Here is a 16329-nt window from a genome sequence, read left to right on the forward strand (position 1 = left end):
TGACGTGCGGCTTGGTGCGCTCGAACTTACCCTTTGCCATGTCTTCTCTACCTCGTGATTCGTATTGGGGGACGAGCGAGCGGGATGCGGCGCGGATCGAGTCCGCGGCACGCATCCCGTCGCTCTAATCTCAGTTCTTCTTGATGACCGAGTCGGCGATGTTGGCCGGCGCTTCGGCGTAGTGGTCGAACTCCATCGAGAAGGTGGCGCGACCCTGCGACATCGAGCGCAGCGTGGTGGCGTAGCCGAACATTTCGCCCAGCGGCACCATCGCGTTGATCACCTTGCCCGACGGGCTGTCGTCCTGACCCTGCAGGATGCCGCGACGACGGCTCACGTCGCCCATCACGTCGCCCAGGTAATCCTCCGGGGTGACGATCTCGACCTTCATGATCGGCTCCAGCAGCACCGGGTTGGCCTTGTTGAAGCCTTCCTTGAAGCCCATCGAGCCGGCGATCTTGAACGCCATTTCCGACGAGTCGACGTCGTGGTACGAACCGTCGATCAGGCGCACCTTGACGTCCACGATCGGATAGCCGGCCATCACGCCGTTGGCCACCGCTTCCTGGATGCCCTTGTCCACCGCCGGGATGTATTCCTTCGGCACCACGCCGCCGACGATCGCGTTCTCGAAGGTGTAGCCCTGGCCGCGTTCCTGCGGCTCGATCTCGAGCACGACGTGACCGTACTGGCCCTTACCGCCGGACTGACGCACGAACTTGCCTTCCTGCTTGACCGCCTTGCGGATGGTCTCGCGGTAGGCCACCTGCGGCTTGCCGACGTTGGCTTCGACGTTGAACTCGCGCTTCATGCGGTCGACGATGATTTCCAGGTGCAGCTCGCCCATGCCGCGGATGATGGTCTGGCCGGACTCTTCGTCGGTGTTGACGCGGAACGAGGGATCTTCCTGCGCCAGACGGCTCAGCGCGATGCCCATCTTTTCCTGGTCGGACTTGGTCTTCGGCTCGACCGCCATCGAGATCACCGGCTCCGGGAACACCATGCGCTCCAGGGTGATGATGTGGTCCTGCGCGCACAGCGTGTCGCCGGTGGTGACGTCCTTCAGACCCACCGCCGCGGCGATGTCGCCCGCGCGCACTTCCTTGATCTCTTCGCGGTTGTTGGAGTGCATCTGCAGGATGCGACCCACGCGCTCCTTCTTCGACTTGACCGGGTTGTACACCTGGTCGCCAGAGTTCAGCGTGCCCGAGTAGACGCGGAAGAAGGTCAGCGAGCCGACGAACGGGTCGGTCATGATCTTGAACGCCAGCGCCGAGAACGGCGCGTTGTCGGTGGCCGGACGGCTGTCTTCCTTCTCGTCCTCGTCGATGCCCTTGACCGGCGGACGGTCGCTGGGCGACGGCAGCAGCTGGATCACGCCGTCGAGCATGGCCTGCACGCCCTTGTTCTTGAACGCGGTACCGCAGTACACCGGCACCACTTCCACCTTCAGGGTGCGCTCGCGCAGACCGCCCAGGATCTCGGCCTCGGACAGGTCGCCCTCGTTGAGGTACTTGTCCATCAGGTCTTCGTTGGCTTCGGCCGCGGCCTCGACCATGAACGCGCGCGCTTCGGTGGCCTTGTCGACCAGGTGCGCGGGGATGTCGCGGTATTCGAACACGGTGCCCTGCGAGGCGGTATCCCAGTGGATCGCCTTCATCTTGACCAGGTCGACCACGCCCTCGAAGCCGTCTTCGGCGCCGATCGGCACCTGCATCGGCACCGGGTAGGCGCCCAGGCGGGCCTTCAGCTGCTCGACGACCTTGTCGAAGTTGGCGCCGGTGCGGTCCATCTTGTTGACGAACGCCAGACGCGGCACCGCGTACTTGTTGGCCTGACGCCACACGGTCTCGGACTGCGGCTGCACGCCGCCGACCGCGCACAGCACGAACACCGCACCGTCGAGCACGCGCAGCGAGCGCTCGACTTCGATGGTGAAGTCCACGTGCCCGGGGGTGTCGATGATGTTGAAGCGGTGCTGCGGCATGGACTTGTCCATGCCGGTCCAGAACGCGGTGGTGGCCGCGGAGGTGATCGTGATGCCACGCTCCTGCTCCTGCTCCATCCAGTCCATCGTCGCGGCACCGTCATGCACCTCGCCGATCTTGTGGCTGACGCCGGTGTAGAACAGGATGCGTTCGGAGGTGGTGGTCTTGCCGGCATCGATGTGAGCCATGATGCCGAAGTTGCGGTAACGCTCGATGGGAGTGGTACGGGCCACAGGGAGCCTCTCAAATTTCTTGGATTTCGGATGGCCGAACGCCGCCTTGCGGCGGCCTTCGGATTTGTGCCACGCGCAACGGCGCGGCTAGCGGCACTCAGATGGTGCCAGCGGGCCCCGTTTCCAAGGCCCGGAAGGTCACCAGCGGTAGTGCGCGAACGCCTTGTTCGCTTCCGCCATGCGGTGAGTCTCTTCGCGCTTCTTGATGGCGCCGCCACGGTTTTCCGAAGCATCGACCAGCTCGGCCGCGAGCTTGCGCGGCATCGAGTTCTCGCCGCGCTTGCGCGCCGAGTCGATCAGCCAACGCATCGCCAGCGCCATGCGACGGGAGGAACGCACCTCGACCGGCACCTGGTAGGTGGCACCGCCGACGCGGCGGGACTTGACTTCGACCGCCGGAGCGACGTTGTCCAGCGCCTTCTGCACCAGCTCGATGGCGTTGGGGTTCTTCTCGCCGATCACGTCCATCGCGCCGTACACGATCTTTTCGGCGACCGACTTCTTGCCGCTCAGCATCACCATGTTGATGAAGCGGGCGATGGTTTCGCTCCCGTGCTTGGGGTCCGGGAGAACGGCGCGCTGCGGCGTATTACCTTTACGAGACATGTGTACTTTCCCTTAGCTCTTCGGGCGCTTGGCGCCGTACTTGGAACGACCCTGGCGACGCTTGGCGACGCCGGCGGCGTCGAGCGAACCGCGCACGGTGTGGTAGCGCACGCCCGGCAGATCCTTGACGCGACCGCCGCGGATCAGGACCACGGAGTGCTCCTGCAGGTTGTGGCCTTCGCCGCCGATGTAGCTGATGACCTCTTCCTGGTTGGTCAGGCGCACCTTGGCGACCTTGCGCAGGGCCGAGTTCGGCTTCTTCGGGGTGGTGGTGTACACGCGCGTGCAGACGCCACGGCGCTGCGGGCACTTGTCCAGCGCCGGAGAGGCGCTCTTGTAGGTGGTCGCCTGCCGCGGCTTGCGGACCAGCTGGTTGATCGTCGCCATCAGTGGATTCTTCTGATTGAGGCCGTCGGGCCTGGATGCGTGAAAACGAAGGCAGGCCGAAGGACGGCCTGCCGAGACAGGAAAGTATAGCGGGCAAGTCAAAGCGCCGTCAACACAACGGAATTTTTACTTGCTGGCCCATCCGGGGCCGGAATACGGGGCGCTTCCGCTGCGCCCCCTTTCGCGTGGTAGACCGGCGCCGCGGGCGGGACCGGTCCGGCGTGCTGCTTACTCTTCGCTGCCGGCAGCCGCCGGGGCGGAGGTCTCGACCGCCGGCTCGGCGCTGCCGCCGGACAGGGTCTGCATCTCCGACTCGGTCAGGCCGCTGGCGTTGCGGCGGCGCGTGTTGTGGTACGCCAGGCCGGTACCGGCCGGGATCAGGCGACCCACGATCACGTTTTCCTTCAGGCCGCGCAGCGTGTCGCTGGTGCCGCGGACCGCCGCCTCGGTGAGGACGCGGGTGGTCTCCTGGAACGACGCGGCCGAGATGAACGACTCGGTCGCCAGCGAGGCCTTGGTGATGCCCAGCAGCACCGGCTCGTACTTGGCCGGCAGTTCGTTGCGGGTCACCAGGCGGGCGTTCTCCTCAATGACGCGCTGGCGCTCGGCCTGCTCGCCGTTGAGGAACTTGCTGTTGCCCTGGTCGGTGATCTCGACCTTGCGCAGCATCTGCCGGGTGATGACCTCGATGTGCTTGTCGTTGATCTTCACGCCCTGCAGGCGGTACACGTCCTGGATTTCCTTGACCAGGTACGCGGCCAGCGGCTCGACGCCCAGCAGACGCAGGATGTCCTGCGGGCTCGGCTCGCCGTCCACCACGGTTTCGCCCTTGGCCACGTGCTCGCCTTCGAACACGATGATCTGGCGGTACTTCGGGATCAGCTCTTCGTGCTCCGACCCGTCGGTGTCCTTGATGATCAGGCGCTGCTTGCCCTTGGTGTCCTTGCCGAAGCTGATGATGCCCGAACGCTCGGCCAGGATCGCCGGATCCTTCGGCTTGCGCGCTTCGAACAGGTCGGCCACGCGCGGCAGACCACCGGTGATGTCGCGGGTCTTGGACGCTTCCTGCGGGATCTTGGCGACCACATCGCCCACGCCGACCGGCGCGCCGTCCTGCAGGTTGACGATCGAGCGCGGCGGCAGCAGGTACTGCGCCGGCAGATCGGTGCCCGGGATGGTCAGGTCGTTGCCCTTGGCGTCGACGATGCGCACGATCGGGCGCAGGTCCTTGGCCTGGGTGCCGCGACGCTTCGGATCGGTGATCTCGCGCGAGGCCAGGCCGGTCAGTTCGTCGGTCTTCTCGATGACGGTGACGCCGTCGATGAAGTCGATGAAGCGGATGAAACCGGCCACTTCCGACACGATCGGGTGGTTGTGCGGATCCCAGTTCGCCACCGACTGGCCGGCCTTGACCGCGTCACCGTCCTTGGCGGTGATGGTGGCGCCGTACGGCAGCTTGTAGCGCTCGCGCTCGCGGCCGTGGCCGTCGAGCACCGACAGTTCGCCCGAACGCGACACCGCCACCAGCGAGCCGTTGGCGTGCTCGACCGACTTGAGGTTGTTGAACTTGATCGAACCGGTGGTCTTGACCGTGATGTTGTCCACCGCCGCCGCACGCGAGGCCGCGCCGCCGATGTGGAAGGTACGCATGGTCAGCTGGGTACCCGGCTCGCCGATCGACTGCGCGGCGATGACGCCGACCGCTTCGCCGATGTTGACCAGGTGGCCACGGGCCAGGTCGCGGCCGTAGCAGCGCGCGCACACGCCGAACGCCGATTCGCAGGTGATGGTCGAGCGGACCTTGACCGACTGCACGCCGGCCTCTTCCAGCTTGGCCACCCACTGCTCGTCGAGCAGGGTGTTGCGGGTGACGATCGGATCCTCGTCATTACCCGGCAGGAACACGTCCTCGGCCACCACGCGGCCGAGCACGCGGTCGCGCAACGGTTCGACCACGTCGCCGCCTTCCACGATCGGGGTCATGGTCAGGCCGTCGGTGGTGCCGCAATCGGGCTCGGTGATCACCACGTCCTGCGCCACGTCGACCAGGCGGCGGGTCAGGTAACCGGAGTTGGCGGTCTTCAGTGCGGTATCGGCCAGACCCTTACGGGCACCGTGGGTGGAGTTGAAGTACTCCTGCACGTTCAGGCCTTCGCGGAAGTTCGCCTTGATCGGCGTCTCGATGATCGAGCCGTCCGGGCGGGCCATCAGGCCGCGCATGCCGGCCAGCTGACGGATCTGCGCCTGCGAACCACGCGCGCCAGAGTCGGCCATGATGTACAGCGAGTTCATCGACTTCTGGTCAATGGTCTCGCCCTTGGCGTTGACCACCTTCTCGGTGCCGATGGTGTCCATCATCGCCTTGGCGATGCGCTCGTTGGTGCGCGACCAGATGTCCACGACCTTGTTGTAGCGCTCGCCGGCGGTGACCAGACCGGACTGGTACTGCTCCTGGATTTCCAGCACTTCCTGCTCGGCTTCGCCGAGGATGCCCTTCTTCTCCGACGGGATCAGCATGTCGTCGATGCCGATCGACACGCCGGCACGGGTCGCGTAGGCGAAGCCGGTGTACATCAGCTTGTCGGCGAACACGACACTGTCCTTCAGACCCAGCTGGCGGTAGCTGGAGTTGATCAGGCGGCTGATGTTCTTCTTGGTCAGCTCGGTGTTGGCCAGCGCGAACGGCAGGCCTTCCGGCAGGATCTCGGCCAGCAGCGCACGCCCGATCGTGGTGTCCACGATCGAGGCCTTCTTGGTGCGGTTGCCGTCCTCGTCGATCACCGTCTCGGTGATGCGGACCTTGACCTTGGCGTGCAGTTCGACCGCACGGTTGTCGTAGGCGCGCTTCACTTCGGCGATGTTGGCGAAGACCATGCCCTCGCCCTTCTTGTTCTCCAGCGCGCGGGTCATGTAGTACAGACCCAGCACCACGTCCTGCGACGGCACGATGATCGGCTCGCCGTTGGCCGGCGACAGGATGTTGTTGGTGGACATCATCAGCGCGCGCGCTTCCAGCTGCGCTTCCAGCGACAGCGGCACGTGCACGGCCATCTGGTCACCGTCGAAGTCGGCGTTGAACGCGGTGCAGACCAGCGGGTGCAGCTGGATCGCCTTGCCTTCGATCAGCACCGGCTCGAACGCCTGGATGCCCAGACGGTGCAGGGTCGGCGCACGGTTCAGCAGCACCGGGTGCTCGCGGATCACCTCTTCCAGGATGTCCCAGACTTCGGCTTCTTCGCGCTCGACCAGCTTCTTGGCGGCCTTGATGGTGGTGGCCAGGCCGCGACGCTGCAGCTTGGCGAACACGAACGGCTTGAACAGCTCCAGCGCCATCTTCTTCGGCAGGCCGCACTCGTGCAGGCGCAGGGTCGGGCCGACCACGATCACCGAACGGCCGGAGTAGTCCACGCGCTTGCCGAGCAGGTTCTGGCGGAACCGGCCCTGCTTGCCCTTGATCATGTCGGCCAGCGACTTCAGCGGGCGCTTGTTGGTGCCGGTGATGGCACGGCCGCGACGGCCGTTGTCCAGCAACGCATCGACCGATTCCTGCAGCATGCGCTTTTCGTTGCGCACGATGATGTCCGGCGCGTTCAGCTCGAGCAGGCGGCGCAGGCGGTTGTTGCGGTTGATGACGCGGCGGTACAGATCGTTCAGATCGGAGGTCGCGAAGCGGCCGCCGTCCAGCGGCACCAGCGGACGCAGATCCGGCGGCAGCACCGGCAGCACGGTCATCACCATCCACTCCGGGCGGTTGCCGGACTCGATGAAGGCCTCGATCAGCTTGATGCGCTTGGTCAGACGCTTGAGCTTGGTTTCCGAACCGGTGCTGGCGATCTCTTCGCGCAGGCGGGTCATCTCCGACTGCAGGTCGATGGTGCGCAGCAGTTCGTACACGGCCTCGGCGCCCATGGCGGCGTCGAAGTCGTCGCCGTGCTCCTGGCGCGCGGTCAGGTACTGCTCTTCGGTCAGCAGCTGGCGGCGCTCCAGGGCGGTCAGGCCCGGCTCGGTCACCACGTAGGCTTCGAAGTACAGCACGCGCTCGATGTCGCGCAGGGTCATGTCCAGCATCAGGCCGATGCGCGACGGCAGCGACTTCAGGAACCAGATGTGCGCGACCGGCGAGGCCAGGTCGATGTGGCCCATGCGCTCGCGGCGCACCTTGGCCAGGGTCACTTCGGTGCCGCACTTCTCGCAGACCACGCCGCGGTGCTTCATGCGCTTGTACTTGCCGCACAGGCACTCGTAGTCCTTGATCGGGCCGAAGATGGCGGCGCAGAACAGGCCGTCGCGCTCGGGCTTGAAGGTCCGGTAGTTGATGGTTTCCGGCTTCTTCACTTCGCCGAAGGACCACGAACGGATCAGGTCCGGCGAGGCCAGCGCGATCTTGATCGCGTCGAAGTCCAGCGTCTGGCGCTGCTGGTTGAAGAGGTTGAGCAGGTCTTTCATTTGATTTCTCCGGGAATCGGGAATAGCGAATAGGGAATCGTTGGAAGCGGAGAGGCGGGACAGGAAACGCCGGCGGCCTGTGGGCAAACGCCCGGGCGGTTTCCTAGTCCCGACTCCTCATTCCCTGCCCTCAGTCTTCCAGTTCCATGTTGATCGCCAGCGAGCGGATTTCCTTCACCAGCACGTTGAAGGACTCCGGCATGCCGGCGACCATCTCGTGCTCGCCGTCGACGATGTTCTTGTACATCTGGTTGCGGCCCTGCACGTCGTCGGACTTCACCGTCAGCATTTCCTGCAGGGTGTAGGCCGCGCCGTAGGCTTCCAGCGCCCAGACTTCCATTTCGCCGAAGCGCTGGCCGCCGAACTGCGCCTTGCCGCCCAGCGGCTGCTGGGTGACCAGCGAGTACGGGCCGGTGGAGCGCGCGTGCATCTTGTCGTCGACCAGGTGATTCAGCTTCAGCATGTGCATGTAGCCGACCGTGGTGTGGCGATCGAACGCCTCGCCGGTGCGGCCGTCGTACAGCTGGGTCTGGCCGCTGATCGGCAGGTCGGCGAGTTCGAGCATGTGCTTGATCTCGGCCTCGGTGGCGCCGTCGAACACCGGGGTGGCCATCGGCACGCCGTCGGTCAGGTTCTTCGACAACGCCAGCAGCTCCGCGTCGCTGAACTGGTCCAGATCCACGCGGTCCTCGCCCAGCTTCTGGTCGTGGTTGTAGATCTGCGCCAGGAACTTGCGCAGGTCGGCGACCTTGGCCTGGGCCTCGAGCATGTTCTGGATCTTGCGACCCAGGCCCTTGGCGGCCCAGCCCAGGTGCACTTCCAGCACCTGGCCGATGTTCATACGCGACGGCACGCCCAGCGGGTTCAGCACGATGTCCACGGTCTCGCCGTTGGCCATGTACGGCATGTCCTCGATCGGCTGGATCATCGACACGACACCCTTGTTGCCGTGGCGACCGGCCATCTTGTCGCCGGGCTGGATGCGGCGCTTCACCGCCAGGAACACCTTGACCATCTTCAGCACGCCCGGAGCGAGGTCGTCGCCGGCGGTGATCTTGCCGCGCTTGTCGGCGAAGCGACGCTCGAACTCCTTCTCGTGCGCCTGGATCTGCTTCTGCGCGCGCTCGATCGCCTCGGAGGCGTCCTCGTCCTTCATGCGCAGCGCGAACCAGTCGGACTTCTTCAGGCCGTCCAGGTAGGCGTCGCTGATGGTGTCGCCCTTCTTCAGGTTCGGACCGCCGTTGGCGACCTTGCCGATCAGCTGGCCACGCAGACGCGCATAGATCGCGCTTTCCAGGATGCGGAACTGGTCGTCGAAGTCCTTCTTGACCCGCTTGATCTCGTTTTCCTCGATCTGGCGGGCGCGCTTGTCCTTCTCGATGCCGTCGCGGGTGAACACCTGCACGTCGATGACGGTGCCGTCCATGCCCGGCGGCACGCGCAGCGAGCTGTCCTTCACGTCCGAGGCCTTCTCGCCGAAGATCGCGCGCAGCAGCTTCTCTTCCGGGGTCAGCTGGCTCTCGCCCTTCGGCGTGACCTTGCCGACCATGATGTCGCCGGCGCGCACTTCCGCACCGATGTACACCACGCCGCTCTCGTCCAGACGGTTCAGCGCCTGCTCGGACACGTTGGGGATGTCGGCGGAGATTTCCTCCGGTCCCAGCTTGGTGTCGCGCGCCACGCAGGTCAGCTCTTCGATGTGGATCGTGGTGTAGCGATCCTCTTCCACCACGCGCTCGGAGAGCAGGATGGAGTCTTCGAAGTTGTAGCCGTTCCACGGCATGAACGCGATCAGCATGTTCTGGCCCAGGGCCAGCTCGCCGATGTCGGTCGAGGGGCCGTCGGCCAGCACGTCGCCGCGCGCGATCACGTCGCCCACGTTCACCAGCGGACGCTGGTTGATGCAGGTGTTCTGGTTGGAGCGGGTGTACTTGATCAGGTTGTAGATGTCGACGCCGGCGTCGGTGCCGCCGCCGATCTCGGCCTCGTTGACCTTGACCACGATGCGGCCGGCGTCGATCTGCTCGATCACGCCGCCACGGCGGGCGTTCACGGTCACGCCCGAGTCGCGCGCCACGGCGCGCTCGATGCCGGTACCGACCAGCGGCTTCTGCGCACGCAGCGTCGGCACGGCCTGGCGCTGCATGTTCGCGCCCATCAGTGCGCGGTTGGCGTCGTCGTGCTCCAGGAACGGCACAAGCGCGGCCGCGATCGACACGGTCTGCATCGGCGACACGTCCATGAAGTGCACTTCCGCCGGCGGCTTCAGCAGCGACTCGCCCTGGTAGCGGCACGGCACGAACTGCTCGGTCAGGCGGCTCTTGGCATCGTGCAGCGCGTTGGCCTGGGCGATGACGTACTCGTTCTCTTCGATCGCCGACAGGTACTCGACTTCGTCGGTGATCTGGCCGTCCACGACCTTACGGTACGGCGTCTCGAGGAAGCCGTACTGGTTGGTGCGGGCATACACCGCCAGCGAGTTGATCAGGCCGATGTTCGGGCCTTCCGGCGTTTCGATGGTGCAGACGCGGCCGTAGTGGGTCGGATGCACGTCGCGCACTTCGAAGCCGGCACGCTCGCGGGTCAGACCGCCCGGACCCAGCGCGGAGACGCGACGCTTGTGCGTCACTTCCGACAGCGGGTTGTTCTGGTCCATGAACTGCGACAGCTGCGAGGAGCCGAAGAACTCCTTGATCGCGGCGGCCACCGGCTTGGCGTTGATCAGCTCCTGCGGGGTCAGGCCTTCGGACTCGGCCATCGACAGACGCTCCTTGACCGCGCGCTCGACGCGGACCAGGCCCACACGGAACACGTTCTCGGCCATTTCGCCGACCGAACGCACGCGACGGTTGCCCAGGTGGTCGATGTCGTCGACCACGCCGCGGCCGTTGCGGATCTCGGTCAGGACCTTGATCACGTCCAGGATGTCGGAGCTGTCGGCGTGCTCGGCGACCAGACGCTTGGACTCCTCGTCGTTGCGCTCGCCGAAGTACTTCTTGTCGTACAGCACCGACTCGCCGGTGACTTCCTTGCGGCCGACACGGCGGTTGAACTTCATGCGGCCGACCGTCGACAGGTCGTAGCGCTCGAAGGTGAAGAACAGGTTGTGGAACAGGTTCTGCGCGGCGTCCTTGGTCGGCGGCTCGCCCGGACGCATCATGCGGTAGATCTCGACCAGCGCCTCGAGCTGGGTCTTGGTCGGATCGATGCGCAGGGTGTTGGACAGGTACGGGCCGCGATCCAGGTCGTTGACCCACAGCGTGCCCACGGCATCGACGCCGGCCTTGCGGAACGCGGTCAGCTGATCTTCGCTGATTTCGTCGTTGGCGCTGGCCAGCAGTTCGCCGGTCGAGGCATCGACCACGTCGTGCGACAGGATGCGGCCGACCAGGTACTCGTCGGGCACGGCCAGCGCGGCGATGCCGGAGGCCTCGAGCTGCTTGACGTGGCGCGCGGTGATGCGCTTGCCGGCTTCGACGATGACCTTGTCGCCGTCGGCCAGATCGAAGTTCAGGGTCTCGCCGCGCAGGCGCTCGGGCACCAGCTCCAGCTGCACGCCTTCCTTCGGGTCGATGTGGAAGGTGTTGATCTCGAAGAACTCGGACAGCATCTCCTCGTTCGAGTAGCCGAGCGCGCGCAGCAGGATCGACACCGGCAGCTTGCGGCGGCGGTCGATACGGGTGAACAGCGCGTCCTTCGGGTCGAACTCGAAGTCCAGCCAGGAGCCGCGGTACGGGATGATGCGGGCGCTGTACAGCAGCTTGCCCGAGCTGTGGGTCTTGCCGCGGTCGTGGTCGAAGAACACGCCCGGCGAGCGGTGCAGCTGCGAGACGATGACGCGCTCGGTGCCGTTGACGATGAAGGTGCCGTTGTCGGTCATCAGCGGGATTTCGCCGAGGTAGACCTCCTGCTCCTTGACGTACTTGATCGCCTTGGTCGAGGACTCGCGATCGTAGATCACCAGGCGCACGGTCACGCGCAGCGGCGCGCCGTAGCTCATGCCGCGCTGGCGGCATTCACGCTCGTCGAACACCGGTTCGCCGAGCTTGTAGCCGACGTACTCCAGCGCCGCGTTGCCGCTGTAGCTGGAGATCGGGAACACCGATTTCAGGGCCGCGTGCAGGCCGTGGTCCGAACGCTTGTTCGGGTCGGTGTTCTCCTGCAGGAATTCGCGGTAGGAATCCACCTGGATGGCGAGCAGGAACGGCACTTCGAGGATCGAGCGCTGCTTGCCGAAGTCCTTGCGGATACGCTTCTTTTCGGTGAACGAATAAGACGTCATGAGGTATCACCTTGGCTGATGCGGGCCACGCGTCCGCGGCCCTGAGTGAACATAAATTGTCAGTTGGAAGTCGCTGGTATTGCCGGCACCAGCACGCCTTCTCCCGCTACTTCCAACTACCAACTCGGTGGTGAAGCGGGGACTGGGGAATGGACAAAGGGGAATCGTGGAGCGCACGTAGCGTGGCTGTTCCGATTCTCCCTTCCCGATTCCCGGTTCCCGCCTGAAACGGCCAAAGGCCGGGGGCTTTCGCCCCCAGCCTTCAGTGCATCGCCTTGAACGGCTGGCGATGCAAGGGACTGCTTACTTGACTTCGACCTTCGCGCCAGCGGCTTCCAGGTCCTTCTTGAACTTGTCGGCGTCTTCCTTCGACACGGCTTCCTTCAGGACGCCGCCGGCCTCGGTGAGGTCCTTGGCTTCCTTCAGGCCCAGGCCGGTGATGGCGCGGACGGCCTTGATGACGTCGACCTTCTTGGCGCCGGCGTCGATCAGGATGACGTTGAACTCGGTCTGCTCTTCGACCGGGGCGGCGGCCACGGCCGGACCGGCAGCGGCGACCGGGGCGGCGGCGGAGACGCCGAACTTGTCTTCGATGGCCTTGACCAGCTCCATCACTTCCATGAGGGTCTTTTCGGCGATTGCGTCGACGATCTGCTCGTTAGACAGGGACATTGTGATTACCTTTGGAATTTTTTCTGGATGAGGTTCTAGTGAACCGTTTCAGGTGTCGCGAACTTAAGCCGTTTCGGCCGGGGCTTCCGCTTCGGCGTCGGCAGGCGCGGCGTCGCCGCCACCCTGCTTGTCGCCCACGGCCTTGACCGCACGGGCGAACATGCTCGCCGGCTCGGCCAGCACGCGTGCCAGCATGGCCAGCGCCTGCTCGCGGGTCGGCAGCGACGCCAACACCTCGAGATGAGCGGCCGGATACAGCTGACCACCCAGCGACACGACCTTGGCCTGCAGCTTGTCGTTACCCTTGGCGAATTCCTTGATCAGACGACCGGCAGCGCCGGGTTCTTCCGTCGAGAACGCATACAGCAGCGGACCGACCAGCGCGTCCTGGACGCACTCGTATTCGGTACCGGCAACGGCACGCGCGGCCAGGGTGTTCTTGACAACACGCAAGTACACACCGGTTTCGCGCGCTTTCTTGCGCATCGCGGTCATTTGCGAGACCGTGATGCCGGCGTACTCGGCAGCAACCAAGGAGTGGGCCTTCGCGGCGACGTCGGCCAGTTCGGCGACGACTTCTTGCTTCTGGGACAGATTGAGAGCCATTGCACTCCTCCGTTAAAGCCGGGAGTTGAAATGCGCGACCTGGGATGCGTCAGGAGCGATACCGCCGCTCTTGCCAATCCCCAATCCCGAATCCCGAATCCCTGCTTCAAACTTACTCCGCTCGCGGCTCCTGCCGCTTGCGGTCCTGGGCGGCCTCCTTCCTGGATGCCGGGGATGCCGCATGGCATCCCAGTTGGTGGCCGTTCCAGACCTGGAGTGAGCGCGCCCGGAACACCGGGCTGGCCTGCACCAGAAAAACTCCAGAAAGGCGGCACCATCTACGCCGGCGCGTCCCCGAGGGGACTGATTAAGCGATCCCGCTGTACCGACGGCGACTCCTTGCCGTGTCGAGCTTCCGTGCCCGTCGTCGGTGTGCGCAGACCGCGCCTGCGGTCTTTGACGGCTTCGCGTCGGGTTGCCCCGGGCGACGCCTTCAAAAGGGTGACACCGGCGCCGCACCTGACGGGCGGCGCCGTGTTGCGATTACTTCAGGGACAGCGACGCCTGATCGATGGTGACGCCAGGACCCATGGTCGAGCTCACCGAGATCTTCTGCAGGTAGGTGCCCTTCGAGGTCGCCGGCTTGGCCTTGACCAGGTCCAGCAGCAGCGCCTGCAGGTTGCTCTTCAGCGCGTCGTCTTCGAAGCTGGCCTTGCCGATGGTGCAGTGGATGATGCCGGCCTTGTCGGTGCGGTAGCGCACCTGGCCCGACTTGGCGTTCTTGACCGCTTCGGCCGGGTTGGCGGACACGGTGCCGACCTTGGGGTTCGGCATCAGGCCGCGCGGGCCCAGCAGGGTGCCCAGCTTGCCGACGACGCGCATCGCGTCCGGGGTGGCGATGACCACGTCGTAGTTCAGGTCGCCGCCCTGCATCTTCTCGGCGAGGTCGTCCATGCCGACGGCGTCGGCACCGGCGGCCAGCGCCTCATCGGCCTTGGCGCCGGCGGGGGCGAACACGGCCACGCGCACGCTCTTGCCGGTACCGGCCGGCAGCACGGTGGAACCGCGCACCTGCTGGTCGGACTTCTTCGCGTCCACGCCCAGGCGCACGGCCACGTCGACGGCTTCGACGAACTTGGCCTTGCTGGTGGTCTTGACGATCTTCAGCGCTTCGTCGATCGAATACGCCTTGCCCGGCTGCACGGCAGCACGGATCGCTTTCTGTCGCTTGGTCTGTGCCATTGCTTAACCCTCCACCGTCAGGCCCATGCTGCGGGCGGAACCCGCAATCGTGCGTACCGCCGCTTCCAGCTCCGCCGCCGTCAGGTCGGCTTCCTTCGCCTTGGCGATCTCTTCGAGCTGCTTGCGGGTCACCTTGCCCACCTTCTCGGTGTTCGGGCGCTTGGAGCCGGAGCTGACGCCCGCGGCCTTCTTCAGCAGCACGCTGGCCGGGGTGCTCTTGGTGACGAAGGTGAAGGTACGGTCCGAATAGGCCGTGATGATGACCGGAGTCGGCAGGCCCGGCTCCAGCTTCTGCGTGGCGGCGTTGAACGCCTTGCAGAATTCCATGATGTTCAGGCCGCGCTGACCCAGCGCAGGACCGACCGGCGGCGAGGGGTTGGCCTGACCGGCCTTCACCTGCAGCTTGATGTAACCGACGACTTTCTTTGCCATTTTAGTGTCTCCGGGTGCTAGCGCCTAAACCGCAGGCTCCCCATCGCGACGGGAAAATCACGTGTCCCGCCATCACGTTTTTGAAGTGCGCAGAAAGCCGCCTCGCGGCGGCTTCCGTTCTGCCCGGCGGCTTGCCTGGACAGGGAGCCGCGCAGTATAGCAGAGATTTTGGCGCCCGGCGCAGCCGCGCCGGAGCGGGCTCAGGCCTTCTCGACCTGACCGAATTCCAGTTCCACCGGGGTGGAACGGCCGAAGATCAGCACCGCCACGCGCAGGCGGCTCTTCTCGTAGTTGACTTCCTCGACCACGCCGTTGAAGTCGTTGAACGGGCCGTCGGTGACGCGGACCATCTGGCCCGGCTCGAACAGCACCTTCGGACGCGGCTTCTCCACACCATCCTGAACCCGCTGCAGGATCGCATCGGCCTCTTCGTCGCGGATCGGCAGCGGACGATCGGCGGTACCGCCGATGAAGCCCATCACCTTCGGCGTTTCCTTGACCAGGTGCCAGCTTTCGTTGTCGATGCGCGGAATGCCGCCTTCGTCGTGGGTTTCGATCTGGACCAGCACGTAACCCGGGAAGAACTTGCGCTCGGAACGGCGCTTCTGGCCGGAGCGCATCTCGATCACTTCCTCGGTGGGCACCAGCACGTCACCGAAGCGCTCCTGCATCTCGTCACGCGCAATACGGTCGCGCAGCGCTTGGGCCACGGACTTCTCGAAGCCTGAATAGGCGTGAACGACATACCAACGCTTCACTGCTGCACTCTCCTCAACGGCTCACGAACCACTGCATCAGCTTCTGGATCAGGAAATCGAACCCGCCCAGCAACAGACTCAGAATGATCACCACCACGATCACCACCCAGGTGGTGCGGATGGCTTCCTGGCGGGTCGGCCACACCACCTTGCGCAGTTCGAAACGGGATTCGGACAGGAACTCGCGGCCTTCGCGACCTTTGGCGGTCAGCAGGAACACCGCGGCACCGGCGACCAGGCCGGCGATCACCGCCAGTCCGCGCAGCGGACCGGACCAACTCCCCAGCTGTGCAGCACGGCTCGCATCGCCGAACCAGAACCAGACAAACAGGCCGGCGACCACCAGCAACGCAGCGATGACGTACTTGACGATATCGCCACCGACAGAGGCGGCGGGGCCTTTGGAATGCTCGATCTTGCTGTTCATCCGACTCTTGCTGCTATGCGACCGAGGTCACTGGATAGGGAGCGGCAGATTGGCACGCCAGGAGGGACTCGAACCCCCAACCTGCGGTTTTGGAGACCGCTGCTCTGCCAATTGAGCTACTGGCGTGTAGTAAGAACGACTGCACTTCCCTGAGACGGCGAAGGCGGACCGAAGGTTCCGGCCCGCCCTTCGCTGAACCCGACGGCCGTAGCCGCCTGCACCTCGTCGGATTCCGGCGGCCGAGACCGCCATCCTGCCGTCGAGCCCGGCGGCCTTCGCCGCCGGAGGGCATTACTTGATGATCTTGGCC

11 protein-coding genes and 1 tRNA gene are annotated in these 16329 nt (G+C 65.2%); all 12 read right to left on the minus strand.

Annotated features, from left to right (window positions below; all coding sequences use genetic code 11):
* Window positions 1-130 precede the first annotated feature (130 nt).
* The 12 genes from fusA to D180_RS03490 all read right to left on the minus strand — a co-directional run bounded on the left by fusA (window position 131) and on the right by D180_RS03490 (window position 16145).
* Window positions 131-2221 carry an elongation factor G gene (gene fusA, locus D180_RS03435; protein WP_010341333.1) on the minus strand — a complete coding sequence of 697 codons (2091 nt, stop codon included), beginning with the start codon at window positions 2219-2221 and terminating at the stop codon, window positions 131-133.
* A 138-nt stretch (window positions 2222-2359) separates the two neighbouring features.
* The gene (gene rpsG, locus D180_RS03440) at window positions 2360-2827 is read right to left on the minus strand and encodes a 30S ribosomal protein S7 (RefSeq protein ID WP_010341334.1); all 468 of its coding nucleotides are present in this window, start codon (window positions 2825-2827) and stop codon (window positions 2360-2362) included.
* A gap of 12 nt (window positions 2828-2839) precedes the next feature.
* Window positions 2840-3214, minus strand: coding sequence for a 30S ribosomal protein S12 (rpsL, locus tag D180_RS03445; RefSeq protein WP_003469157.1), 375 nt, complete (start codon window positions 3212-3214; stop codon window positions 2840-2842).
* Window positions 3215-3442: 228 nt separating this feature from the next.
* Window positions 3443-7660 (minus strand): DNA-directed RNA polymerase subunit beta', encoded by a 4218-nt coding sequence (gene rpoC / locus D180_RS03450; protein WP_017908394.1) that lies wholly within the window; start codon window positions 7658-7660, stop codon window positions 3443-3445.
* Between the two features lie 130 nt (window positions 7661-7790).
* Entirely contained in the window at window positions 7791-11942 is a 4152-nt protein-coding gene (gene rpoB / locus D180_RS03455; protein ID WP_017908393.1) for a DNA-directed RNA polymerase subunit beta, read from the minus strand.
* Between the two features lie 303 nt (window positions 11943-12245).
* A complete protein-coding gene (gene rplL, locus D180_RS03460; protein ID WP_010341338.1) occupies window positions 12246-12614 on the minus strand; it encodes a 50S ribosomal protein L7/L12 in 369 nt (122 codons plus the stop codon).
* Window positions 12615-12677: 63 nt separating this feature from the next.
* Window positions 12678-13220, minus strand: coding sequence for a 50S ribosomal protein L10 (rplJ, locus tag D180_RS03465; RefSeq protein ID WP_010341340.1), 543 nt, complete (start codon window positions 13218-13220; stop codon window positions 12678-12680).
* Between the two features lie 483 nt (window positions 13221-13703).
* On the minus strand, window positions 13704-14402 hold the full coding sequence (gene rplA / locus D180_RS03470) for a 50S ribosomal protein L1 (protein WP_017908392.1): 699 nt from the start codon (window positions 14400-14402) through the stop codon (window positions 13704-13706).
* Between the two features lie 3 nt (window positions 14403-14405).
* Window positions 14406-14834 carry a 50S ribosomal protein L11 gene (rplK, locus tag D180_RS03475; RefSeq protein ID WP_010341342.1) on the minus strand — a complete coding sequence of 143 codons (429 nt, stop codon included), beginning with the start codon at window positions 14832-14834 and terminating at the stop codon, window positions 14406-14408.
* 200 nt (window positions 14835-15034) lie between these two features.
* Window positions 15035-15592 (minus strand): transcription termination/antitermination protein NusG, encoded by a 558-nt coding sequence (gene nusG / locus D180_RS03480; protein WP_010341344.1) that lies wholly within the window; start codon window positions 15590-15592, stop codon window positions 15035-15037.
* A 13-nt stretch (window positions 15593-15605) separates the two neighbouring features.
* The gene (gene secE / locus D180_RS03485) at window positions 15606-16019 is read right to left on the minus strand and encodes a preprotein translocase subunit SecE (RefSeq protein WP_017911686.1); all 414 of its coding nucleotides are present in this window, start codon (window positions 16017-16019) and stop codon (window positions 15606-15608) included.
* A gap of 50 nt (window positions 16020-16069) precedes the next feature.
* A tRNA-Trp gene (locus D180_RS03490) sits at window positions 16070-16145 on the minus strand.
* Between the last annotated feature and the right edge of the window lie 184 nt (window positions 16146-16329).

The organism is Xanthomonas sp. SHU 166 (genome assembly GCF_000364685.1).
In the GTDB taxonomy this organism is placed as follows: Bacteria; Pseudomonadota; Gammaproteobacteria; order Xanthomonadales; family Xanthomonadaceae; genus Xanthomonas_A; species Xanthomonas_A sontii.